Consider the following 23627-nt stretch of genomic DNA (forward strand, 5'->3'; position numbering starts at 1 on the left):
TTAACCGCCACCTAATCTAAAACAATAAGGTGGCGGTAATAGACTAATCACTAAGGCAAAACATCTCACTGCCTGCTTTTTTTCCTTCTTCACAGGCGAGCAACCTTAACTTTTTAGCTTTCTCTTGGTCGATAGTCACTGTTCCTGTGTTATCTTCTGAAAACCAAAAAGCCGCCATCCATTGCCCATAGCCCGGATAAGTCAGTTCATTTGCTTTATCAAACCACTGTAACGCTTTTTCTTCATCTTTAGGTACACCTTTACCATCCATATAAATAATACCTAATAGAATCGGTGCATTAACGTATTCGGGGTTATTTAGCGCCACTATCTCATCTAAGAGCTTAATGGCCTGAACATAGTCCGTCTGGCCTCCAATTGGGTTAATCAGCGATGTAGCCAAACTTATCTTGCCTTTAATGCTTCCAAGCTCAACAGCTTTCGTTGCGTATTTCCTAGCATCAATAAATTCATGTTTAAAATAGCTATCATTAAACAGAGATATATCAGCTAACAATGCATAACCATCAGCATTACCACTTTTTGCTGCTTCATTTGCCCATAAACGTGCACTATTAACGTTTTGGAGTACGCCTTTTCCAGTGAAATACATCTCAGCCAACTCATACTGAGATTGCGCATCTTTATTCACTGCTTGTTGTTTTCTTTGTGCAAAAAGGTGCTTATCTTCTGGAGTAAGATCGAACTGAGCCACAGACTGAAGAGAAAGAAGAGAGAAAAAAAGTGTAATTACTGTTTTATTAAAGTTCGCTACCATAAACATTTTCGTTAAATTAACTAAAGTGCTGACCCTTGCCCACCATATTCTAAAAAATATTGGTACAAATTATTCATACCAACCCAATGATTTTCGCACCACTCTGGGGCAAGCAGTGTTGGTTTTCTCGCACTGGCACTAATGCGGTGATAAACAATATCAGTAGAAGTATGGCGTACCATTTCCCCTGCAATCTGCGTGTATTCATCCAAAGACAAAGTCGCTAGCCGTCCAGCACGCCAACTTTTGGCCATCACACTCCCTTCCACAATATGCAAAGGATGAAGTTTGATACCATCCGTACCACATTCGAGGACTTTATCGAGTGTTTGCATATTCATTTGTGCATTTTCACCTGGCAGCCCACAAATCAAATGAGTGCAAACTTTTAACCCAAGATGACGAGCTTTTTGGGTAGTTTGTTGATAAGCGTCAAAACCATGACCTCGGTTAATTCGATGCAGTGTTTTATCATGAGCACTTTGCAAACCAAGCTCTAGCCAAATTTCATAGCCTTGTTGTTGATATTCACCCAACAAAGATAATACTGAATCAGGTACACAGTCTGGACGAGTCCCCACACATAGCCCAACAATATCAGCTTGCTGTAGTGCTTCTTCATATAGCTGTTTTAATAAGGTAACTTCTGCATAGGTGCTGGTATAAGCTTGGAAATAAGCCAAGTAGCGCTTAGCTCGAGAAATACGATTGATTTGAGAATTAATTTGTTCACTAATCGCTTGGGAAGATAGGTTTTCATCTGCAAAGGATGCCACATTGCAAAAAGTACAGCCACCTCGCCCAAGAGTGCCATCACGATTCGGACAATTAAAACCACCGTGTAAGGTAATTTTAAAAATTTTCTCACCATATCGGCGCTGTAAATCAGCGCCGAACATAGAAACGACTTCAGTAAGTTGCATATATCGCCAAAATTAACGGCTGGTATCTAACTCTGGGAAGCTTTTGACTACGTCATCAATCGTTTTCATTTGCTTTAAGAATGGTTCCAGCTTATCTAATGGTAACGCTGATGGGCCATCACAACGTGCATTGTCTGGATCTGGATGCGCTTCAAGGAATAAGCCAGCGATACCTACCGCCATCCCTGCTCTTGCCAGCTCTGCAACTTGTGCTCGGCGGCCACCTGATGCCGCACCGAATGGGTCACGACATTGTAATGCATGAGTGACGTCGAAAATGACAGGACAACCTTTAGATGACTGCACCATGACATTAAAACCTAGCATATCAACAACTAAGTTATCATAACCAAAGTTTGACCCACGGTCGCAAAGAATAATTTTATCGTTGCCACCCTCGATAAATTTTTCAACAATATTCCCCATCTGGCCTGGGCTAATAAACTGCGGTTTTTTAATATTAATGACCGCATCTGTTTTTGCCATCGCAGCAACTAAATCTGTTTGGCGAGCTAAGAATGCTGGTAACTGAATAACATCAACCACTTCTGCAACAGGCGCTGCTTGCGCTGGTTCATGCACATCAGTAATAATTTTAACACCAAATGTTTGTTTCAATTCTTGGAATATTTTCATTCCTTCTTCTAACCCTGGACCACGGTAAGAATGGATAGAAGAACGGTTGGCTTTATCGAAAGATGCCTTAAACACATAAGGGATGCCTAATTTCTGTGTTACAGTGACATAGTGTTCACATACTTTCATCGCCATATCACGTGACTCAAGCACGTTCATCCCACCAAATAACACAAACGGCAAGTTATTTGCGACATTGATATCACCGATATTGACTACTTTCTGTTGCATGCTCTTACCTTAAATATAATTATATCTTAAGTGATTGTTTTTCATAAACCATATAGATGTATCGTCAATTTAGCCGCATGAAAAACGAAATCGTAAAAATGTATTTTTGTATTCTAATCTGTGCATTACAAGTTAATATATTACTATATTCAGAACATTATAAGTTATCATTGCACATAATAAAACATCGCTCCCAATCTCTACACTCTTAACCTTCGTTTCTTGTCATTAGTCGCGCTTTAATGGTTGTCATTACCTATCATACAAAGGATAGATTTACGTTACTCATAACTGATATTTATTAAAGTGGTTGTCATTACCGTCGTCTTATTTCATAGTTAAACTCAACTTAAGCTAAATAACCGAGGAATTATGAATAAAGCATTAGTTATCATAGATGCACAGAATGACTATCTTTCTGATGGACAATTTCCATTATGGAATATTGATGAAACGGTGAAACATATATCAGATAAGATCTCAGAATATGAGAAGAATGGTTATATCATTATCTTTGTTCAGCACTTATCACCACAAGGCGCTGCTTTTTTTGATGAAACAACACAAGGTTGTGAGCTGATATCAAGTTTAACCAAGCTCTCTACAAAACATTTTATTGTGACTAAACAGCATGGTAACTCATTTGATGACACTCAACTTGATGATTTACTGATGGCTCATAATATTAGTGATATTGAGTTATGTGGGATGATGACTCAAAACTGCGTGCTATTTACAGCAATTTCCGAGCAAGCAAAAAAATATAAGTTAACCGTATTAAGCGGTTGCTGTACAAGTGTTTCCCCCGTCATTCATACCGTTGCATTGCGAGGTTTATCCCGAATCGTCAACGTTGTTTGAAGTTGCCGCCCATCACCTAATATTGATACAGCAAATAAACCCCCCAGCAATTGGTTGTCCAACTATTGGGGGTTACTTAAAATGCTAACGGCTCAAACACTCAATTGATTTTATTTAACTGCTTTTGCACCCCAAATAGCCTCTGCACTTGGAAGTGTCGTATATTTTTGAATTATCTCTTTATAAGTATCTTCAGGTTTCAATTCAGAGAACTGCTCTGGGTAAATAAACGTCGCTAAATACTCTAAACCAACTATGTTATATGGATGGTTATAAAAGTTATGATATACGCCATATAACCGATTATTTTCTACTGCGCTAATTTGGCTAAAACCAATACGGCTTTTCAAACGATTAAAGCCTTCTTGTACTTCTTTATTAGTTACCCCATAACCAAATGGCGCGGCTATGCTATTTTTATTAACCCAACGTGACCCTGTTACAATATAAACATCAGGATTAGTACTAATGACTTGCTCTAATGAGACAACGCCTGAAGCCCCCGGTAAGAAGTGGCTACCAATATTATCGCCGCCAGCAGCCTGCACCAAGCCTCCCCAACCTGCATTGTTATGTGTAAAACAGCAACTATCACCATTAGCCCCAGCCTTTGCTTCTACAAATACACGTGGCTTCTGCTTAATTAACTGTGTTTTACTTTGAATATTGCTTAAATGTTGCTGGTAAAAATCAGTGTATGCTTTTGCTTCACTTTCTTTGTTTAAAATAACCCCAAGAAGATCAACACTTTCTTTGGTGTTTTTTATAGGCTCTAAGAATGTATCAATATAAATAATCGGTATATTGGCATCTTTTAATCGACTAACTACCCCAGAGCCTTCTAAAGCGGGTTTTGCTCTTAATTGAGCAATCAAAACATCGGGTTTCTGTGCGATAACTTGTTCAGTATTGACTTCACCTTTGTCATTAAAACCCATGTCAGGGATCGCATTTATATTGGATTTCCACTTTTGTTCCAATAAAGCAACCGTCTGTGGGTCTGATTTTTTTAGGTTATTATTCCAAGCGACCACTCTTTCGAATGGGTTACTTCTATCCAGTAATGCTAAGGTTAGAATGTCCCGCCCATCTTGCAATACAACACGCTTAGGCTCATGTTTCAACGTGATTTTTTGGCCGTCAGCATCCGTCACAGTTACTGGATATGTCGTTGCTGATATCGTGAAAGGAAGTAATGCTAAAACAGATATTGCTAGCAGATGATATTTATTTTTCATGTTGTACTCTCCATTAATGACGCTAACGATAACAATTATCATTAACATCATCAATAAAAAGTTACTCACAAAAATATTATATTTTTTAGGCTCAATCCTAAGCTAAGCATGATACTCGGTCATGTTGGTGAATCGCCAAAGAACCCGTCGCTAATTAATGCAGTACCACGGGATGATCATCCAGTGAATAGATTTGAATCTTAATCATTTCAGACACTGGGTCTTCAGGACATTGCTCAATAAAATAATTGAGATCACTGAGTGCCACATGATTACAGTCTAAGTGAGCCAATATTAACCCACGATCACGAATTTCATAAGGATCTTCAGGGTCAAGAGTCAGAAGCGTTTCACAAACTTTTAACGCAAGCTCCATTTTTTTCTCTTCCATTAATGCAGCTTTTAACGTGCCGAAGATTTTACGAATAACAACACTGTTTTCAGCGACATCAAGTCGGTCATGAAAAAGTTCAGAAAAAGGGTCTACCGTACCTTACAACCACATATTGAGTGTATGTAAAGATAACGACTCTCCATTCATAGGATTAATAAACCATTGTGAACCATCACGCTTTTCCGTCACAAAAAGCAGTTGTGTCGGGAAAATTGCCGGCTCGATCATAATCTCTAATCGTTCAGCAATATATAAAAAGATAGCCCCCAAAGAAACCGGCGTCCCCTGCTTAGAAGACAGTACTTTATCAAGCCACAGCATATCTGATAACTCATAGACACCTTCTGCGGCACCAAATGACCACTCCTGATAAAACAACGTAATAAGTTGTTCGATTTTTGTTGTATTATCTGCTTGTAAATCGATAGAGGCTTTCGCAGATGAAACTAATCTATCTAATTGAGCTTGTACTTTCATCAACGGAAAATCGTGACGGATACATTTAGAAACGTGCATGATCCCTTCACTTAGAGGAAGTTGATTAAATTCTATATTTGCTATGGCTTTCATTACTTACCCACTGCTGTTCTCGCTTAATCATTCCATTGACCAAGTGAAATTCTTTCTCGCCCACCATAATCAAAACAAGTCTCGATTTTGGTGTACCTATGTTTTTTAAATAAATCACGCACGGCCGAACCTTGTGTCCAACCATGTTCAAGAAGCAGCCAACCTTGGTGTTTAAGATATCTCCTCGACTCACTAATAATATGAGTTAAGTCAGCTAAACCTGCATTTTTAGCCACTAATGCCGTTAAAGGCTCAAACCGCACGTCACCTTCACTAAGGTGACTATCATTTTCGTCAATATAAGGAGGGTTACTTATAATCATATCAAATTGTTGAATGGATAGTGAAGTAAACCAATCACTTTGCATGAATTGTACGTTTAAAATATTCAAACGCTGTTGGTTTCGCTGTGCTAAGGCAACCGCATCTGGATTAAAATCAACACCTATAACGCTACTTTGTGGCAATTCAGAGGCTAACGCTAAAGCAATTGCTCCTGTCCCCGTCCCTAAGTCTAATAATTGGTTAGTAGAGTTAGGGAGCCGAACTAGCGCTTGTTCGACAATACATTCCGTATCAGGCCTAGGGATCAATGTAGCTGGGGAGACATAAAGTGGGAGTGACCAAAACTCTCGTTCACCAACAATATAGGCGATAGGCTCGCCTTTTTCTCGTCGTTGTAACAATGATTCGGCTTGTTTATATTCTTCTGTACTCAGCTTTGTTTCACCAAAAGCAAACAAGTAGGCACGGCTACGTCCTGTTACGTGCCCTAGTAGAATTTCTGCATCTCGCTTTGCGCTATCACTCACAGACAGTCGGCTGACTGCCTGCTTAAGCCACTCTGTGTATTGCATTATTCCTGCTCAGAAAGTGCAGAAAGTTGGTCTGCTTGGTATTCATTAATAATCGGCTGAATCAATGAATCCAATTTACCTTCCATCACTTCATCCAGACGGTATAACGTTAAGTTAATACGATGATCTGTCACACGCCCTTGCGGAAAATTATAGGTGCGGATACGGTCAGAACGATCTCCCGAACCTAATAAGTTACGGCGTTCAGACGCTTCTGCTGCATGGCGTTTATCCATTTCCGCTTGACGAATACGCGCACCGAGTACTGACATCGCTTTTGCTTTGTTTTTATGTTGTGAGCGCTCATCTTGACATTCCACCACAATTCCAGTTGGAAGGTGGGTAATACGAATTGCAGAGTCTGTGGTGTTAACGTGCTGACCACCTGCCCCAGATGAACGGAAAGTATCAATGCGAAGATCCGCAGGATTAATTTCAGGTAATTCAGCTTCAGGCAATTCAGGTAAAATCGCGATAGTACAGGCTGATGTGTGAATACGACCTTGTGATTCCGTTTCAGGAACGCGCTGCACGCGGTGACCACCAGATTCAAATTTTAAGCGACCATATACGCTATCACCAGAAATCTTAGCGATAACTTCTTTATAGCCACCATGCTCGCCATCACTGGTGCTCATTAATTCGACACGCCAACGGTTATTTTCCGCATAACGGCTGTACATACGAAATAAATCACCCGCAAAAATTGCGGCTTCATCACCACCAGCACCTGCGCGGATCTCCACAAAGCAGTTATATTCGTCATCTGGGTCTTTTGGAAGTAACAACAATTGCAGTTGTTGTTCAAGTTCTTCGTTGCGCACTTTGGCTTCTTTTAGCTCTTCACTCGCCATTTCTTTCATTTCAGGATCATCTAACAGCATTTGTGCTGTGTCGATGTCTTCCTGCACTGTGCGCCATGCGCTAAAACATTTAGCTACATCAGATAATTGAGCATATTCTTTTGATAAAGCACGAAAACGGTCTTGATCGGCAATTACACCTGCATCGGCAAGGTGCGCTTCAATTTCTTCGTAGCGTTCTTGTAATGCTTCTAGTTTTGCGACAATAGAAGGCTTCATTCGTTATATAAGACCTATGATTAAAATGTGGTTATTGATGGTTCAGCCCTAAGCTGTCTCTAAGTAGATTTAGACGCTCAACATCACCATTTCCGGCGGCTTGCTGCAAAGATTTCGTTGGAGCATGAATAAGGCGATTAGTGAGTTGCTGCGATAACTGCATTATCACTTGCTCAGGATCTGCGCCTTGGCGAACTGCGGCTAAGGCTTTTTCAGTCATATTCATGCGAATATCTTCAGCCTGCTCCCTATAGTCGCGAATTGTAGACACTGCGGCTTGTGAACGCAACCAATCCATAAAATGGCTACTTTCTTGCTCAACAATAAATTCAGCTTCAACTGCGGCAGCTTTACGCTGAGCAAGGTTCTGCGCAATGATCGATTCCAGATCATCCACAGTATAGAGATAAACATCCCTTAATTTTTCAACATCTTGTTCTATATCACGCGGCACCGCAATATCGATTAACAACATCGGTTTGCTACGACGCACTTTCATTGCACGCTCAACCATTCCTTTACCAATAATGGGTAAAGGACTCGCCGTAGAACTAATCACGATATCCGCTTCAGCTAAACGGTTATCGATATCCGATAAAGAAATCACCTGTGCATTGACTTCATCCGCTAACAACTGCGCCCGCTCGCGAGTTCGGTTAGCTATCATCATCTTTTGCACGCCATGCTCACGTAAATGACGCGCAACAAGTTCGATAGTTTCCCCTGCACCGACTAACAAGATATTCAAATGCTTGAGTGATTCAAAAATTTGACGAGCTAACGTACATGCCGCAAATGCGACAGAAACTGCATTCGCACCAATTTCGGTTTCTGTACGTACCCGCTTGGCAACAGAAAATGATTTCTGGAAAAGACGTTCAAGCTCACTGGATAACGAATGATTACCCTGAGAAAGTGCAAATGCCTTTTTGACTTGCCCTAAAATTTGTGGTTCTCCCAAGACCAAAGAATCAAGGCCACTCGCCACCCGCATTAGGTGACTCACCGCCCTATCATCTTGATGCCAATATAAACTTGGCTGTAAATCTTTTGGGGTAATACCGTGAAAATCACACAACCATTTTACCAGCTGCTCTTGAGCCTGCTCTTTCGATGCAAGACTCAAATAAAGCTCGGTTCTATTACAGGTAGACAGCACAACGCCACCATTGACTTGAGGCTGTTTAAGGAGATCCTCAAGTGCATGGTCAATTTTTTCAGGACCGAAAGTAACTCGCTCACGCAAAGCTACTGGTGCTGTTTTGTGGTTGATACCTAAGGCTAATAAGGTCATTGTGCTTTACGACTTGCTCACATTGCTTACATTGCTAATTATTTTCAGTACTGCCTGCCGTTTGTGCCGACAAATTAGCAACACTGTTATTATATTATATTCGTCTATTGTAGATGATCCGAGCGCCTCTTTCTACGGTTAGCAAAGCGCTATCCTACGAAAAGATGACCGATGCCCAAAAAAGTCCCCAAAAATCTATTGGCTCGGTTGTTTTTTATACTAAATTAGATGTCATATCTATAATTTAATAATATTAAATTCCCTATAATATCAATTACATCATTATATTTATAATAAGATGTATAAAGAATGCAATTATTTCGCACAGAAAGCAAATAGCTAATCTGCTTATCAATACGATAGCTCTTTATTATCTAAATAACAGTAATCTGATTGATTAGCTAGCCATATTAGCGCACAATTTTGTCTATATATACGCTATTTTACCCGCATAAATAACCAAGTCACCTGTAATTTGGTTTGTAAAATAGAGCCATAAATGACGTAAATAGTCTTAACTATACAACCGATTTTGGCTTTATTTTGTTTGATGATGTTATCTGTGCCCAATATAACGTTGAGATATGATATGCAACTAACCCAAACATTGTCGTTCCGCTACCCAATGCAACGCTTTTTGCGACTGTTACCCCTTTCGTGCTTATTGTTAACTGCTTGTGTGACAACGTCACAAAATACCACCAAAGGCACGGGTTCCGCATCAGATGCACGATGGAAAGCCCACCAACAAGAATTAAACCAATTACGCGATTACCAAACTCGAGGCTCATTTGCCTATAATAGTGGGGAAACAAAAACTTACGCAAAATTTTTCTGGCAACAATATACTCCTGAAAAATACCGTTTGTTATTAACTAATCCTCTCGGTAGCCGAGAATTAGAACTGACTGTTGAACCTGATTTAGCCCGTTTAACCACTAAAGACGGGCAAACCCATATGAGTGATGTGCCTAATGAGTTAATTTATCAGTTAACAGGGATGGATATCCCCCTTGATGATTTAACCGCTTGGTTAATCGGCTCTCCGGGACGTGCGACAGATTTTACCCTTGATGAAAACCACCTTTTGAAAAGCATAACCTTCGAAAATAATGGTGAAAAATGGCAGTTGAACTACATTTCTTATGACAATAAAACTCGCCCTATGCTGCCCAATTACCTCGAGTTACGCCAAGGGGACAGACTTATTAAACTCAAGATGGATAGCTGGACACTCAAACCATGACATTAACTTGGCCTTCCCCCGCGAAATTAAATTTATTTTTGTATATTACGGGTCAGCGCCCAGATGGTTACCATGAATTGCAAACATTATTTCAATTTGTAGATTATGGTGATGAAATCACAATAACAACCCGTCACGATGACCAGCTGAATTTGCTCACTGAGATGGCGGGCATCCCGCCAGAAAAAAACCTCATTTTACGTGCTGCAAAGCTACTGCAAACCTATTGTCGTGATACATTGCAATATACTGCGCCACTAGGTGCGGACATTGCTATCCATAAAATACTGCCTATGGGGGGGGGTATTGGTGGTGGCTCTTCCAATGCCGCAACCACTTTAGTGGCGCTGAACGAACACTGGGGAACTAAGCTCTCTGATGAGGTGTTGGCGGAGCTTGGCGCAACCCTTGGCGCTGATGTTCCCGTCTTTGTTCGTGGGCATGCCGCATTTGCTGAAGGGATAGGTGAAATTTTAACCAAAGCTTACCCTAAAGAGAAATGGTATTTGGTTGCTCATCCCGGAATTGAAATATCAACCCCGATGATCTTCACAGATCCAAAATTAAATAGAAATTCTCCAAAACGCTCCCTAGCCGCATTATTACTGGCTCCGTACGCTAATGACTGCGAACCAATCGCAAGAAAACGTTTTCGTGAGGTTGAACAGCTTGTTTCTTGGCTGTTAGAATATGCTCCGTCTCGCCTAACAGGAACAGGCGCATGTGTTTTTTCTGAATTTGAAACACAAGCGGATGCCCTGCAGGTGTTAAATAAAGCCCCATCGTGGGTGCAAGGGTTCGTAGCTCAAGGAGTTAATGTTTCCCCACTGCACAAATTCCGCGCTGGGATAACCCGTGTATTGCACCAATAAGCATTATTGCTATTGGTCAACAATATCTCTCTGGACGCAAGCCTGAGGTTTTTCTCGTGCCCGATATGAAGCTTTTTGCTGGTAACGCTACACCGGAACTAGCACAACGTGTTGCTAACCGCCTTTACACTAATCTTGGAGACGCGGCTGTTGGTCGTTTTAGCGACGGCGAAGTCAGTGTTCAAATTAATGAAAATGTCCGCGGTGGTGATATTTTTATCATCCAGTCAACTTGTGCACCAACCAATGATAACCTGATGGAACTGGTTGTTATGGTCGATGCGCTACGCCGTGCATCTGCTGGTCGTATTACCGCTGTTATTCCTTACTTCGGTTACGCAAGACAGGATCGTCGCGTACGTTCTGCCCGTGTACCAATCACCGCTAAAGTTGTTGCCGATTTTCTGTCAAGCGTTGGTGTAGACCGTGTTCTCACTGTCGATTTACACGCAGAGCAGATCCAAGGCTTCTTCGATGTTCCTGTTGATAATGTATTTGGTAGCCCAATCCTTCTGGAAGATATGCTACAGAAGAATTTGGAAAACCCAATCGTTGTGTCTCCAGACATCGGCGGCGTGGTACGTGCTAGAGCTATCGCAAAACTCCTGAATGACACCGATATGGCAATCATTGATAAACGTCGCCCACGCGCAAACGTTTCTCAGGTTATGCATATTATTGGTGATGTTTCAGGTCGTGACTGCATCTTAGTGGACGATATGATTGATACCGGTGGAACTCTGTGCAAAGCAGCTGAAGCGCTGAAAGAACGTGGTGCAAAACGCGTATTCGCATACGCAACTCACCCGATTTTCTCAGGTAATGCTGTCGACAACATCAAAAATTCAGTCATTGATGAAGTCATCGTGTGTGACACAATCCCTCTTTCTCCTGAGATCAAGGCGCTGAGCAACGTTCGCACCTTAACCCTTTCAGGCATGCTGGCTGAAGCAATTCGCCGTATTAGCAATGAAGAGTCAATTTCAGCGATGTTTGAGCATTAATTCCTCTTATTTAGGGTTTTAATGCGCTCACAGTGATGAATGTCACGACAAAAATAAAAGCCCCTGCAGCGTTTCTGTAGGGGCTTTATGAATTCAAGAGGAAAATAAACTGTAGATACCTATTTCTATGGCTGATGCCTTATAAAGTCATAAAAATAACTAACTGAAGTTACTTAAATAATAAAATCAATAATTATTATGGGTAACGATGTCCGCCTCTGCGTGAATGATAGTGATGTTTTAACAGCCAATAACGATCAGCCACTTTTTCTCGACCACCAACTCTTGCACCAACTAACCAAATAATTGCACCAATGAAAATCCCAAATAGTGAGCCGTTAGTCATCAACTCAGACAAACCAAGATTAACAATATGGGAGAATAAATTAATACCGATACTCCCAATCATTAAAACCATTCCAACTCCCATCAAGACATTACCTAGAAGATGAGCACTTTTCCGTTTCATATCTACCCCCAATATCAGTCAACTGATAAGCAAGCACGTGTAAATAAATTCGGTAATTGTTTATATTTATGTAAGCATTATAGTGCATTAAGTTAAATTATTTGCGATAGACATCACAGGTAATGAAGTTAACCAATAAATCTACCCTAAAAGTGCTCTTTATCAACTCATGGAAAATCCGAATAATTCATATAGCAACTATAAGTAACGTTATTTTACTCATCACAACTTTGTACATCTCGCATCTCACAAGGTAAACTAGCGGGTAATTTCCATAAACTGATAGTGAAATCGCAACCGTGAGCAAAATTAAGTTAATCGTTGGACTTGCCAATCCAGGTGCTGAATATGCACAAACTCGCCACAATGCAGGGGCGTGGTATGTTGATTTACTGGCTGAGCGCCATAATCAACCGTTAAAAGAAGAAGCTAAATTTTTCGGTTATACCGCCCGTATTAATATGGGAGGAAATGATATTCGCCTGTTAGTACCCACCACTTTTATGAATCTAAGTGGCAAATCTGTTGCTGCTATTGCCAATTTTTATCGTATTAATCCAGATGAGATTTTAGTCGCACACGATGAGCTCGATTTACCTCCAGGTGTTGCAAAAATGAAACTCGGTGGCAGCAATGGCGGTCACAATGGTTTGAAGGATATCCAAAGTAAATTTGCCAATAATCCTAACTTTTATCGATTACGCATTGGCATCGGTCACCCCGGCGATAAAAATAAAGTCGTTGGCTTTGTTTTAGGTAAGCCACCTCTATCCGAGCAAAAGTTAATTGATGATGCTATTGATGAAGCTGTAAGATGCACAGACATTCTTTTGGCTGATGGTATGGACAAAGCAATTAACCGCTTACATGGTTTTAAAGCCTCTGCCTAACAGTAATTTCATCTAACCGCAGTTTTTGTGTATAATCAGCGCCAATTTTCTAAACATCAGGGGCAGCATTAGCCTGCCTCTTGCTATCTATTAAGGTGAGAAACATATGGGTTTTAAATGCGGTATCGTTGGTCTGCCTAATGTGGGTAAATCCACTTTGTTTAATGCATTGACCAAAGCCGGCATCGAAGCAGCCAACTTCCCTTTCTGTACAATTGAACCAAATACGGGTGTTGTGCCGATGCCAGACCCACGTCTTGATCAATTAGCTGAAATCGTCAAACCTCAGCGTATTTTACCAACCACAATGGAATTTGTTGACATTGCAGGTTTAGTAAAAGGTGCATCGAAAGGTGAAGGGCTGGGTAACCAGTTTTTGACTAACATTCGTGAAACCGAAGCTATCGGTCACGTGGTACGTTGTTTTGAAAATGACAACATCATCCACGTTGCAGGGCAAGTTGACCCCGCTGCGGATATCGAGGTTATCAACACGGAATTAGCATTAGCAGATCTCGACACTTGTGAACGTGCTATTCATCGCGTACAAAAACGTGCAAAAGGTGGTGATAAAGACGCAAAAGCTGAGCTAGAAGCATTAGAAAAATGCTTACCACATCTTGAGCAAGCGGGCATGTTGCGTACTTTAGATTTATCTGCTGAAGATAAAGCCGCCATCCGTTATTTAAGCTTTTTAACGCTAAAACCTACCATGTACATCGCTAACGTTAACGAAGATGGCTTTGAAAATAACCCGTTCTTAGATGTGGTTTATAAAATCGCAGAAGCGGAAGGCTCTGTTGTCGTTCCTGTTTGTGCAGCAATAGAGTCCGACATCGCAGAGCTTGAAGATGAAGAGCGCGATGAATTTATGGCGGATTTAGGTATTGAAGAGCCGGGCTTAAACCGAGTGATCCGTGCAGGCTACCAATTATTAAACCTGCAAACTTACTTTACCGCTGGTGTTAAAGAAGTCCGTGCATGGACTATCCCTGTAGGTGCTACTGCACCACAAGCCGCAGGTAAAATCCACACTGACTTTGAAAAAGGCTTTATCCGCGCACAAACCATCGCTTTTGATGATTTCATTCAATACCGCGGTGAACAAGGTGCAAAAGAAGCTGGTAAGATGCGTGCTGAAGGCAAAGATTATATCGTTAAAGACGGTGATGTTCTAAACTTCTTGTTTAATGTGTAAACTTACACTTTAGTCTCACACTGTTTCATAAAGTACCACTTTATAAAAAATAGCATAAAATTCATGATGTTAACTGGGTTTTATGCTTTTTTATGTCTCATTAAGTTTCATAAAAGCTCTCGATTAAATGAGTACGTAACTGAGTACAATTTATTTATTGTTCTGCGCAACTAAATCAGGACACTTTTCTTAAGGAATTTTGTTCATACTCAATTGGGGGCAGATCACCGTTGGCAGTATGAAGCCTTTCTAGGTTGTAATAGCGCATATACGCGATAACATCTTCTTTCATCTGTTTCCGAGTCGGCTGTGGGATTTTCAGTACCCAATCGTGTTTTAAACTGCCAAAAAATCGTTCTACAACGGCGTTATCCCAACAGGCTCCAACATCACCCATGCTTGCCCTAATACCATAGCTTGTTAGCAAGCGGCGATATCGCTTACTCGTATATTGAGAGCCTCTATCACTATGAAAGACTAAGCCTTTTTCGGGCTGGCGTAAGTTATACGCTTTCATCAAGGCTTTACTGACTAAATCTGCCGTCATTCGTTTATCGATGTGCCAACCCACAATACGGCGTGAGTATAAGTCCATCACGATGGCTAAATACATCCAGCCTTCCCCTGTTTTTTAGGATCTCTTTCTCCATCCTAAGTTCTTTATTTTCTTTTCGAAGCCTTAATAGCTCAGCTCTCTCATCGGCATTCAAGCTGCTACCGGATTGTTCAGCGTCGAATTTTGCTTTCCAGTTATAAAGTAATTTATCGGTGATCCCTAATGAAGCTGCCGCTTTTGGGACGCTATAACCTTGTTCGGTGACTAATGCGACCGCTTCTTGCTTAAACTCAGTAGTATAAAACCTGTTTGTTCGTTTTTTCATTTAACACCTCAATAATTGGATTATATTCCATTATTAAAGTGTCCTGTTTGATTAAAGCAGATCAACCGTTGATGCATGGGCTGAAAGAGGACGGAGGAGATTATTTACGGTACTTAATTTATTGGAAAAACCAGTATTAATTGTGTTTTATTCTTCAACTAATATTCATTTGCTTTTACTTAAAAATTTAATCTGCATAACATCCTAATAAAATAAATACTAGAGCGATACAGTAACGCCTCGTCACGTTTACCTGACATGAGACGCATAAAATTTAGGATAAGAAAAAATGAAATTTACCTTATTGCCATTTGACGGTATATTGTCGCTTAAAATACGTATCCATAAACACAATATACGCAACAAATCATCTTTGTTTTCCAACTAAGACAGTCATAAATGTATTGTTAACGATAAAAGGGAATTTAAATGAGTCACGAAACGCGTTGTATTTTTTCTGAAGGTAGCGTCATTCTGCCTGAGGGCTACAAAGAACAAACCGTCAACATTCTGATTTCCCCCACTGGCAATGCAGTTAACATTTCTCGGGATGACAAACCCGCTGATGAAGCCTTTGATCACTATGTTGCTCGCCAAAAGCAACTTTTGCAACGTTCCTTGAAAGATTGGCAACTCCTTGAAGAAAAGCCTTCGGTGCTCGGTGACAATGGTATTCACGGCCACCTTATTAGTTCACGCTACCGCCCGAACAAAAAACAGCAAGTCTATCAAATTCAGGCTGTTTACCCTTTCAGTGATACCCAAACCCTGATTTTTACAATGTCATCGCCGAACGCCTTTAATGATGAGCAATGGGCATGGATGAATACCCTCCTACTTAGTTTTCAACCAAGAGGGTAATTGCCATGCAAGAAGCCGCCAGAGTCGGGGATATCATCGGTCACTCCAAATCAATGTGGGGAATGCTTGTCGGGACGGTATTAGGTGCCGCTATCGCCATCGGGGGTGCCTATCTTTCCGGTGTCTTAATGGGCGTTGGTATTGCTGCAAGCTGTATTGGGGTCGGTGTGCTTGCCATTGGTGCTTCATTGGCGGTCGGCTATGGCACGGGGCTACTGGCAGAATGGGTACGGGATAAATGTGTTGAAACAGGGTCTAAATCGTTAAGTCCCAGTGGGGAAATCAAAACGGGCTCTCACAATGTGCGTATTAATGGTAAACCCGCCGCTATCTCCACGCGTAGTCAGGTCAACTGTGACAAAGAAAATAGCCTACGTCAAATGGCAGAAGGCTCTGGCTCAGTGTACATCAATGGGTTTCCCGCCTCTCGGGTCGGTGATAAGACTACCTGTGATGCCACGGTAATGGAAGGCTCCCCCAATGTCAGAATTGGCGGTGGTACGCAAGCAACCGAAGATATTGAGCCTGAAATTCCCTCTTGGCTCACCACGGCCTCTGACTTGACGATGTTATTCGCCGGCTTTTTAAGCTTTGGTGGCGGGGCTGCGAAAGGCCCCGGGGCAATAGCGAAATTGTGGAGTAAATTACCGGGCAGTGCCAAAATAGGTCGCTTCTTTTGCCGTTACGGCAAGGTGATTGCAGGTTTGGGGATGGGAATACCTACTTTGGGCATTCTGTTACGCCCCGTTGAAGTGATTGGTGGGCAAAAAGTATTAAACGGTGAAGAAGAGCTGGATTTTACCTATGAATCTGAATTACCGCTTTACTGGCAACGCAACTATTTAAGCAGTTATTGCTATGACAGTGTACTCGGCCGTGGTTGGAGCTTCTTTTGGGAAAGCCGATTAATTAAAACCGAAGACGGCTTTGTTTGGCAAAATCTGTCGGGGGATATCCTCCCATTTCCAGATATTCCACACGGACACCGTAGCTTTTGTGAGGCTGCCCAAGGGTGGATAATTCATAATGATGACGACAGTTGGACATTTCAGGATGCGGGTGAGCTACGTTACCATTACTCGCCTTTTGATGCCGAAGGCCATAGCCGCTTAAGTCATATTGTTGATAATGTGGGTAACGAGCAGCGCTTCCACTACAATAAGCAGCATCAACTGATCCAGATTACGGGTTGTGGTGACCTGAATATCACTTGTGAATATCAATCCTTTGAACTTGAAGAGACAACGGTATCACGCCTCACTGCCGTGTATCAGGTGAATGCCCATCAAGCACGCCGTCAATGTGCTTATTTTTATAATGAACACGCCCAATTGGTGCGTGTCGAACAGCACACCGAGCACCCTTACCGCCAATTTGGTTGGACAGATGCCGGTGTCATGGCGTGGCATACCGATAAATATGGCTTACGCAGTGAATACCGCTGGGAATTTACCGACGATAATCTGTGGCGTGTGATTGAAAACAGGACCAGCGAAGGGGAGTGTTACCGCCTCGAATACGATGATATCAACCTCACACGAACCGCGTATTGGCACGATGGCACAACTGCCTGTTGGCAACTCAATGATGACTATCAGATTATTCAGTATACTGACCGTACAGGCATCCAAACCGAACTGCTGTGGGATGAATTCGGGCTACCGTGTGGCTGTCGTAACGCTGAAGGGCACACCCAAACCAGTGAGTGGGATGAACTCGGGCGATTACTCAGTTTAACCGATGGCAATGGCAACCAAACCCGCTGGCAATATCAAAATGAACGCGAACGCCTTATCACCGTCTTTTGGCCTGATGGCACTGAATCGCGTTTAGACTATGACCGCTTTGGGCGATTAATCAAAGAAATTTCCCCGCTGGGGCAAACCACCGAATACCGCTATGACTTTAAAACCACGCTACGCCCCACCGTTCGTATTGATGCCAAACAAGGCCGCAGCGAGTTTCTTTGGACAAAGCGGGGGCAAATATTGCGTCACCTTGACTGCTCTGGCAAGCAGCACTACTGGCATTATGATGATGAGGGGCGTGTTGTTTCTCAAACCAACGCCTTGCAGGAAGCCACCGAGTATCAGTACGATAAGGCGGGGCGTCTCATTCGCATCGTATTGCCCGATGAGTCCACCGTGCAACTGGCTTGGAATGCCGCAGGGCTCCTCACCCATCACCAACGCAATGACAATACGCCGCGTCAATGGCAATACAACGCCTTCGGTCGCGTCACAACGGAAATTGATAAACTCACTCGGCATATCCACTACCATTACAATGCTGAAGGTGCCTTAATTTCAATTGAAAACGCCAATGGCGGATGTTACACCCTTAACCGTGATGCCGAAGGCCGACTCATCGAGGAAATCCGACCGGATGATACGCTGCTGCAATATCGCTATAACAATTTCGGCCGTTTAGCCGAGGAAACTCGCCTCGGCGACCGCGTGTTCCCTTCCCCTGCTCGCACGGTGTTGTTGCAGTATGACCCCGCCGGTAACCTTGCGCAACGGGAAACCTTCACCGATAGCTATCAATACCAGTGGGATAGCCTAAACCGCCTATTGGTGGCGTCGAGGCAACCGAATCAACTCGGCCTTGAAATCGGCTTGCAAGCGAACCAAGTTCACTTTACCTACGATGCCCTTGGGCGTATTACCCGTGAGCAAACAGGCGATGATATCGTCGAATTTGCTTACGATGAACTCAATAACCTAAGCCGCCTGACGTTACCTCAAGGTGACAGCCTCAACTGGCTCTATTACGGTTCAGGGCATGCGACTGCCATCAATCACCTTGTTGAGGGTACACCGCACTTAATCACCGAATTTGAACGGGATGACCTACACCGTGAAATTAGCCGTACCCAAGGCGCTCTAACCCAATATCGACAGTACGATAAGCTGGGACGGACAATAAGCACCTTCAGCTCACGCGATAAACAGCATCCACTCAACGGTATTACCTCATCACGAAAATGGTTTTATGACGAGCAAGATAACCTTAGTGCTATGGAAGACCATTATCGGGGCTGGGTGGAATACCTGTATGACTCAGAGCAGCGACTGAAAAAAGTCGCCAGTGGCGAAAACATGGACGCCATGCTGTTCTATGACCGTGCGGATAATCTGTTAGAACGCCCTCAATCAGAAATCGAGGCTCAAACCCCATCAACGCCAGCTCTAAGTCCACAAGGGGATAGGCTACTTCAATTCCAAGGCTGGCAATATCGCCATGACTCCTATGGTAACGTGATTTCACGCGGAAATCCCAACCAAGTCAAACAAACGTATCAGTATGATGGGGATAACCGTTTAGTTATCGCCCAGACCAGTGATATGAAAGCTCAGTATCACTACGATGCACTGGGTCGCCGCATTCATAAAGTGGTTGAGTCACGGGCTCACGGCACACTGAAACGACACGAAACCCATTTTGTGTGGCAAGGGCTTCGGTTGCTGCAAGAGCAGGATATCAATACGGGTAAATATCAGACCTATTGCTACGAAGAACACGGCAGCTATACCCCACTCGCCATCATCGTGAAGCAACCCGCAGGCTACCGTTATTACTGGCACAACTGCGACATTAACAGTGCCCCACTCGACGTCACCAATGCTCAAGGCAATACGGTGTGGTCAGGGAAATATGAGCGTTTTGGTTTTGTTCGCAGTAGCCCATTAAGTTTCTACTCTGACCCAGAACGTGAAATGGAGTCCTTCGAGCAAAACTTACGCTATGCCGGGCAGTATTTTGACAATGAAACGGGATTACATTTTAATACCTTTAGATTCTACGACCCACAAATAGGCCGTTTTATCATGCCTGACCCGATTGGGTTATTGGGTGGGATGAATCTATATCAGTATGCAGTAAACCCAATGGAACTGATTGACCCTTTAGGCTTAGCTGTAGAACAAATACCTTATGGTGAAGGGCTAAGCCAAAGTGTAATAGATCAGCGTATTTTAGATGGTAATTTTAATGCCAAAGGAACAAACTATGCGGCTATAAGCTACACAAAAGACGGGAAAAATTATATAGATGTAGTAAGAAATGATCCGGGTTTTTTACACTCAGAAGAGAAATTAATAGCTAAGTATGCGAATAAGCCAGGGATTACCATTAACGAAATTTTTTCGGAAAGGCGCCCTTGCACTAGTTGTAATCCGCTTGTGAATAAATATTCACCAAAAAATACTTATAGCTTTAATTACAGCCCTTCAGGAAGAAAAGATTTACAGAATAGTCTGAATAATGTCAAAAAAACATGTTAGGTGAAATATGCCATATCTTACAGAAACACTAGATTCTAAGTTGATTGATATTAAAAATATCATTCATTACCAAAAAAAAATAAAAGATTTAGAAGATAAAGTAGATTTACTTCCTTCTTATGTAAATTATAACTTTAAATTTTACAAACCAACATATTTTTTAGCATATCAAAATGAAAATTATATTATATTTGGAGAGGACTTATGTGGTTATTTTTGTTTTAGGGAAATTGATGGGGAAATATTTTATGCATACTCCCCAGATAAAAATGTAAAAATATTATTTTGTAATAGTAATATTAAACTATTTGTATCTTTTTATAATGTATTTTTAAATCAAGTTGTAACTAGCTATTCAATTAACAAAGAATTTGATCCTGAACAAATGAATTTATTTTATAATGAAATTGATTTTGATGCTATGAAAGATGAAGAATATTATTGGGTTACAAAAACTTATGAGTTAGAAGAAGGTTTCTTCCCTTTAAATGATGAAAGAGTTCGTTTTTATGAATCTTTAGTATAAGTGACACCATCATTTTAATTACCACTGCGACATTAACAGTGCCCCACTTGATGTCACCAATGCACAAGGCAATACGGTATGGTCAGGGAAATATGAACGTTTTGGTTTTGTTCGCAATAGTCCATTAAGTTTCTACTCCGACCCTGAACGTGAAATGGAGTCCTTTGAGCAGAACTTACGCTATGCTGGACAGTATTTTGACAATGAAACAGGTGTTCTGCGCAACTAAATCAGGACACTTTTCTTAAGGAATTTTGTTCATACTCAATTGGGGGCAGATCACCGTTGGCAGTATGAAGCCTTTCTAGGTTGTAATAGCGCATATACGCGATAACATCTTCTTTCATCTGTTTCCGAGTCGGCTGTGGGATTTTCAGTACCCAATCGTGTTTTAAACTGCCAAAAAATCGTTCTACAACGGCGTTATCCCAACAGGCTCCAACATCACCCATGCTTGCCCTAATACCATAGCTTGTTAGCAAGCGGCGATATCGCTTACTCGTATATTGAGAGCCTCTATCACTATGAAAGACTAAGCCTTTTTCGGGCTGGCGTAAGTTATACGCTTTCATCAAGGCTTTACTGACTAAATCTGCCGTTATTCGTTTATCGATGTACCAACCCACAATACGGCGTGAGTATAAGTCCATCACGATGGCTAAATACATCCAGCCTTCCCCTGTTTTTAAATAGGTCACATCACCCGCCCACACTTCGTTAGGTGCGTGAGGATTAAAATTTTGATTGAGCAAATTATCGGCTACGGCATCACTGTGTTTGCGTTTTGTGGTGACTTTGTAAGCAACGCGCTGAGTGACGACTAGGCCAAGCTGAGCCATTAGCTTTTGAACGCCATAAGCACTCACGCTAAAGCCCTCTTTGCATAACCGTTTACGTAACGTTCTATAACCTAAGCTATTTCGACTCTGTTCAAAGATAGCTTTGGCTCTGCGGTACAGGCTAAGTTGTTCTGCGGTGATCAATTTTGCTGGGCGTTTAAGCCAAGAATAGTAGGCAGAACGACTTATTTTCATTAACTTGCAGAGCTTCAGCACGGGAAACTGTGAAGATAATTGCTTAATCGTTTTAAACGCTACTTGGTTTCCTTTAGCAGGAGGGCGCTGGCTTTCCTAAGAAACACATTCTTCTTTTGCCTGTAAGAACATCCCCATTCTCTCAGCCTGACGTTTAAGGTTTTTTATTACCCGTTCTTTATACCGCATCTCGTAGTATTCAGCGCCAGGATCTTGATACTTTGTTCCATATTTCATTGCATTGTAAAACAGTATGGCTATTTTTCTTGCTGTCGCGGTTACCGCTTTTGCTTTACCTACCCTATATGAGAGTCTTCGATAAAACGCACCTAGGGCTGTATCTGACCGGCCCACCGTCGTTGCAGCAAGCCTGAGATGAGCGACAACTCGATTATTACTCTTTCGGGAGTGGGACGACATCACCTTACCACCACTAATTTTTGAACTTGGGCACAATGTTAACCATGATGTAAAATGCTTTTCAGTTGGCCATTTATTCATATCCGTGCCACATTCAGATATCAGTCGTAATGCAAGAAAAGGGCCGATGCCATGTATTTGTGTGAGATCTGTTCCTATTAAGCGATACAATTTTTCTCGCACATCAAATGTCATTGCGTTGGGTTGTTTGGTTCTATTCTTGGGTTTAGGAATAGGCTCAACAGGATCGCTTGAATCCATGCAAAGCCTGTCGAGTACCAATTCAATTTGCACATCACATTCATCGACTCGTAACTGATAGGCATCATACATAAGAACAGCTTGACGAAGAGCAAATAAATGTTCTGGCTGATAATTACCGTTTAGTGCTGCACTAATCGTTTGTTCGTCCGCTTTACAACGTGGATCTCTGAATTTTGCCAAGACATTTGGGTCCTTCTCTCCTGCAACTATAGCTCTAACAATCTTCATACCCGTGACGCCAGAAATATCCGAAACCACAATACTCAATTGGATATTCATATAAGTGAGTGCTTTTTGCATATGTTGAATATGCGCAGCTGCATAGTCCAAAAGGCGTTCTCTCACACGCATATACGCACGAAGCTCAGCAATGGCTGCTTCGGGTCTAAAACTGGCTTTGAGCAAACCACATGCATGAAGTCGTTGGATCCATTGCGCATCTCCCACGTCGGTTTTTCTTCCAGGAACGGCTCGGGTATCACGTGCATTGGAAAGGACAACCTCAAAACCATGCTCTTCCAGAATTTCATACACAGGTACCCAATATACCCCTGTGGACTCCATGGCAATGGTCGTTATTCCACACTTAGCTAACCAATGAGCCATATTATGGATATCACCAGTGAATGCTTTGAAGGTTTGGACTGGTTCGTCACAACGCTCCGGAGGAACTGCGACAACGTGAAAGCGGCCACCGATATCAATCCCCGCCGCATTGGGGTTGATGACGGGAAGCGATTGGGATTTTGGTTGTAATTTCGACATGATGACCTCGACTTAATGGTGAATACCGGATGGGGAACTCGGATTAA

20 protein-coding genes and 3 pseudogenes are annotated in these 23627 nt (G+C 42.1%); 10 read left to right on the plus strand and 13 right to left on the minus strand.

The annotated features are described in order from the left end of the window. Positions 1 to 43 precede the first annotated feature (43 nt). Genes ACLPIE_RS05335 through kdsA form a run of 3 tightly spaced genes read right to left on the minus strand, consistent with a single transcriptional unit; the run spans position 44 to position 2568 of the window. A complete protein-coding gene (locus ACLPIE_RS05335) occupies positions 44 to 778 on the minus strand; it encodes a tetratricopeptide repeat protein (RefSeq protein WP_430260359.1) in 735 nt (244 codons plus the stop codon). A gap of 20 nt (positions 779 to 798) precedes the next feature. Continuing rightward, on the minus strand, positions 799 to 1701 hold the full coding sequence (locus tag ACLPIE_RS05340; RefSeq protein WP_430260360.1) for a TIGR01212 family radical SAM protein: 903 nt from the start codon (positions 1699 to 1701) through the stop codon (positions 799 to 801). A gap of 12 nt (positions 1702 to 1713) precedes the next feature. Then, positions 1714 to 2568, minus strand: a complete 855-nt coding sequence (gene kdsA / locus ACLPIE_RS05345) for a 3-deoxy-8-phosphooctulonate synthase (RefSeq protein WP_430260362.1) — start codon at positions 2566 to 2568, stop codon at positions 1714 to 1716. A gap of 372 nt (positions 2569 to 2940) precedes the next feature. On the opposite strand from kdsA, the gene ACLPIE_RS05350 reads away from it, so the two are divergent. Then, positions 2941 to 3429 (plus strand): isochorismatase family protein, encoded by a 489-nt coding sequence (locus ACLPIE_RS05350; protein WP_430260364.1) that lies wholly within the window; start codon positions 2941 to 2943, stop codon positions 3427 to 3429. 110 nt (positions 3430 to 3539) lie between these two features. Here the strand turns inward: ACLPIE_RS05350 and ACLPIE_RS05355 are convergent, their stop codons facing one another. The 5 genes and pseudogenes from ACLPIE_RS05355 to hemA form a co-directional block, all read right to left on the minus strand. Next, the gene (locus ACLPIE_RS05355) at positions 3540 to 4667 is read right to left on the minus strand and encodes an ABC transporter substrate-binding protein (protein ID WP_430260366.1); all 1128 of its coding nucleotides are present in this window, start codon (positions 4665 to 4667) and stop codon (positions 3540 to 3542) included. 154 nt (positions 4668 to 4821) lie between these two features. Beyond that, a pseudogene (gene sirB1 / locus ACLPIE_RS05360) lies at positions 4822 to 5631 on the minus strand (invasion regulator SirB1). 23 nt (positions 5632 to 5654) lie between these two features. Further along, positions 5655 to 6488 carry a peptide chain release factor N(5)-glutamine methyltransferase gene (gene prmC, locus ACLPIE_RS05365; RefSeq protein ID WP_430260368.1) on the minus strand — a complete coding sequence of 278 codons (834 nt, stop codon included), beginning with the start codon at positions 6486 to 6488 and terminating at the stop codon, positions 5655 to 5657. Continuing rightward, positions 6488 to 7570 carry a peptide chain release factor 1 gene (gene prfA, locus ACLPIE_RS05370; RefSeq protein ID WP_430260370.1) on the minus strand — a complete coding sequence of 361 codons (1083 nt, stop codon included), beginning with the start codon at positions 7568 to 7570 and terminating at the stop codon, positions 6488 to 6490. Before prfA ends, prmC begins: the two co-directional genes overlap by 1 nt. Before the next feature lie 31 nt (positions 7571 to 7601). After that, positions 7602 to 8864 carry a glutamyl-tRNA reductase gene (hemA, locus tag ACLPIE_RS05375; RefSeq protein ID WP_430260372.1) on the minus strand — a complete coding sequence of 421 codons (1263 nt, stop codon included), beginning with the start codon at positions 8862 to 8864 and terminating at the stop codon, positions 7602 to 7604. A 589-nt stretch (positions 8865 to 9453) separates the two neighbouring features. Between hemA and lolB the strand changes: the two genes are divergently transcribed. The 3 genes from lolB to prs are packed head-to-tail and all read left to right on the plus strand — an operon-like array spanning position 9454 to position 11986. Then, the gene (gene lolB, locus ACLPIE_RS05380) at positions 9454 to 10110 is read left to right on the plus strand and encodes a lipoprotein insertase outer membrane protein LolB (protein WP_430260374.1); all 657 of its coding nucleotides are present in this window, start codon (positions 9454 to 9456) and stop codon (positions 10108 to 10110) included. Continuing rightward, positions 10107 to 10982, plus strand: a complete 876-nt coding sequence (gene ispE, locus ACLPIE_RS05385; protein ID WP_430260376.1) for a 4-(cytidine 5'-diphospho)-2-C-methyl-D-erythritol kinase — start codon at positions 10107 to 10109, stop codon at positions 10980 to 10982. Before lolB ends, ispE begins: the two co-directional genes overlap by 4 nt. A 56-nt stretch (positions 10983 to 11038) precedes the next feature. Then, positions 11039 to 11986 (plus strand): ribose-phosphate diphosphokinase, encoded by a 948-nt coding sequence (gene prs, locus ACLPIE_RS05390; RefSeq protein ID WP_004910604.1) that lies wholly within the window; start codon positions 11039 to 11041, stop codon positions 11984 to 11986. Between the two features lie 196 nt (positions 11987 to 12182). On the opposite strand, the gene ychH is transcribed toward prs, so the two are convergent. Further along, the gene (gene ychH / locus ACLPIE_RS05395; protein ID WP_430260378.1) at positions 12183 to 12455 is read right to left on the minus strand and encodes a stress-induced protein YchH; all 273 of its coding nucleotides are present in this window, start codon (positions 12453 to 12455) and stop codon (positions 12183 to 12185) included. A 299-nt stretch (positions 12456 to 12754) separates the two neighbouring features. Here ychH and pth point away from each other — a divergent pair, with 299 nt between their 5' ends. Together pth and ychF are read left to right on the plus strand one after the other, a co-directional pair. Further along, on the plus strand, positions 12755 to 13345 hold the full coding sequence (gene pth / locus ACLPIE_RS05400; protein ID WP_430260380.1) for an aminoacyl-tRNA hydrolase: 591 nt from the start codon (positions 12755 to 12757) through the stop codon (positions 13343 to 13345). Between the two features lie 106 nt (positions 13346 to 13451). Continuing rightward, on the plus strand, positions 13452 to 14543 hold the full coding sequence (gene ychF, locus ACLPIE_RS05405; RefSeq protein WP_125891043.1) for a redox-regulated ATPase YchF: 1092 nt from the start codon (positions 13452 to 13454) through the stop codon (positions 14541 to 14543). Positions 14544 to 14718: 175 nt separating this feature from the next. Here ychF and ACLPIE_RS05410 read toward each other — a convergent pair. Together ACLPIE_RS05410 and ACLPIE_RS05415 are read right to left on the minus strand one after the other, a co-directional pair. Next, positions 14719 to 15174, minus strand: a pseudogene (locus tag ACLPIE_RS05410) (IS3 family transposase); the annotation flags it as partial. Beyond that, on the minus strand, positions 15095 to 15424 hold the full coding sequence (locus tag ACLPIE_RS05415) for a transposase (protein ID WP_430260382.1): 330 nt from the start codon (positions 15422 to 15424) through the stop codon (positions 15095 to 15097). The pseudogene ACLPIE_RS05410 and the gene ACLPIE_RS05415, both read right to left, overlap by 80 nt. Positions 15425 to 15853: 429 nt before the next feature. On the opposite strand from ACLPIE_RS05415, the gene ACLPIE_RS05420 reads away from it, so the two are divergent. Genes ACLPIE_RS05420 through ACLPIE_RS05435 form a run of 4 tightly spaced genes read left to right on the plus strand, consistent with a single transcriptional unit; the run spans position 15854 to position 21326 of the window. After that, positions 15854 to 16285, plus strand: a complete 432-nt coding sequence (locus ACLPIE_RS05420; RefSeq protein WP_430260384.1) for a DcrB-related protein — start codon at positions 15854 to 15856, stop codon at positions 16283 to 16285. 5 nt (positions 16286 to 16290) lie between these two features. Further along, positions 16291 to 20571, plus strand: a complete 4281-nt coding sequence (locus ACLPIE_RS05425) for an RHS repeat-associated core domain-containing protein (RefSeq protein WP_430260386.1) — start codon at positions 16291 to 16293, stop codon at positions 20569 to 20571. A 7-nt stretch (positions 20572 to 20578) separates the two neighbouring features. Next, positions 20579 to 21097 carry a hypothetical protein gene (locus ACLPIE_RS05430; protein WP_430260388.1) on the plus strand — a complete coding sequence of 173 codons (519 nt, stop codon included), beginning with the start codon at positions 20579 to 20581 and terminating at the stop codon, positions 21095 to 21097. Positions 21098 to 21128: 31 nt separating this feature from the next. Continuing rightward, positions 21129 to 21326 (plus strand): RHS domain-containing protein, encoded by a 198-nt coding sequence (locus ACLPIE_RS05435; RefSeq protein WP_430260602.1) that lies wholly within the window; start codon positions 21129 to 21131, stop codon positions 21324 to 21326. Between the two features lies 1 nt (position 21327). Here the strand turns inward: ACLPIE_RS05435 and ACLPIE_RS05440 are convergent. Both ACLPIE_RS05440 and ACLPIE_RS05445 read right to left on the minus strand, forming a co-directional pair. Next, positions 21328 to 22280 (minus strand): annotated as a pseudogene (locus tag ACLPIE_RS05440) (IS3 family transposase); the annotation flags it as partial. Next, positions 22228 to 23580: an IS110 family RNA-guided transposase gene (locus ACLPIE_RS05445; RefSeq protein WP_430260389.1), complete on the minus strand. Its 1353-nt coding sequence runs from the start codon at positions 23578 to 23580 to the stop codon at positions 22228 to 22230. The pseudogene ACLPIE_RS05440 and the gene ACLPIE_RS05445, both read right to left, overlap by 53 nt. Positions 23581 to 23627: the final 47 nt, after the last annotated feature.

Origin of the sequence: Providencia sp. Me31A (assembly GCF_050487165.1) — a bacterium.
Lineage (GTDB): Bacteria > Pseudomonadota > Gammaproteobacteria > Enterobacterales > Enterobacteriaceae > Providencia.

Bases quoted from the DNA above. Each gene is read 5' to 3' on its own strand.
- ychF (WP_125891043.1), top strand. From the start codon at position 13,452: ATGGGTTTTAAATGCGGTATCGTTGGTCTGCCTAATGTGGGTAAATCC.
- ACLPIE_RS05335 (WP_430260359.1), bottom strand. From the start codon at position 778: ATGGTAGCGAACTTTAATAAAACAGTAATTACACTTTTTTTCTCTCTT.
- kdsA (WP_430260362.1), bottom strand. From the start codon at position 2,568: ATGCAACAGAAAGTAGTCAATATCGGTGATATCAATGTCGCAAATAAC.
- hemA (WP_430260372.1), bottom strand. From the start codon at position 8,864: ATGACCTTATTAGCCTTAGGTATCAACCACAAAACAGCACCAGTAGCT.
- ACLPIE_RS05415 (WP_430260382.1), bottom strand. From the start codon at position 15,424: ATGAAAAAACGAACAAACAGGTTTTATACTACTGAGTTTAAGCAAGAA.
- ychH (WP_430260378.1), bottom strand. From the start codon at position 12,455: ATGAAACGGAAAAGTGCTCATCTTCTAGGTAATGTCTTGATGGGAGTT.
- ACLPIE_RS05430 (WP_430260388.1), top strand. From the start codon at position 20,579: ATGCCATATCTTACAGAAACACTAGATTCTAAGTTGATTGATATTAAA.
- prmC (WP_430260368.1), bottom strand. From the start codon at position 6,488: ATGCAATACACAGAGTGGCTTAAGCAGGCAGTCAGCCGACTGTCTGTG.
- ACLPIE_RS05350 (WP_430260364.1), top strand. From the start codon at position 2,941: ATGAATAAAGCATTAGTTATCATAGATGCACAGAATGACTATCTTTCT.
- ispE (WP_430260376.1), top strand. From the start codon at position 10,107: ATGACATTAACTTGGCCTTCCCCCGCGAAATTAAATTTATTTTTGTAT.
- ACLPIE_RS05445 (WP_430260389.1), bottom strand. From the start codon at position 23,580: ATGTCGAAATTACAACCAAAATCCCAATCGCTTCCCGTCATCAACCCC.
- ACLPIE_RS05355 (WP_430260366.1), bottom strand. From the start codon at position 4,667: ATGAAAAATAAATATCATCTGCTAGCAATATCTGTTTTAGCATTACTT.
- prfA (WP_430260370.1), bottom strand. From the start codon at position 7,570: ATGAAGCCTTCTATTGTCGCAAAACTAGAAGCATTACAAGAACGCTAC.
- ACLPIE_RS05425 (WP_430260386.1), top strand. From the start codon at position 16,291: ATGCAAGAAGCCGCCAGAGTCGGGGATATCATCGGTCACTCCAAATCA.
- ACLPIE_RS05340 (WP_430260360.1), bottom strand. From the start codon at position 1,701: ATGCAACTTACTGAAGTCGTTTCTATGTTCGGCGCTGATTTACAGCGC.
- ACLPIE_RS05420 (WP_430260384.1), top strand. From the start codon at position 15,854: ATGAGTCACGAAACGCGTTGTATTTTTTCTGAAGGTAGCGTCATTCTG.
- lolB (WP_430260374.1), top strand. From the start codon at position 9,454: ATGCAACTAACCCAAACATTGTCGTTCCGCTACCCAATGCAACGCTTT.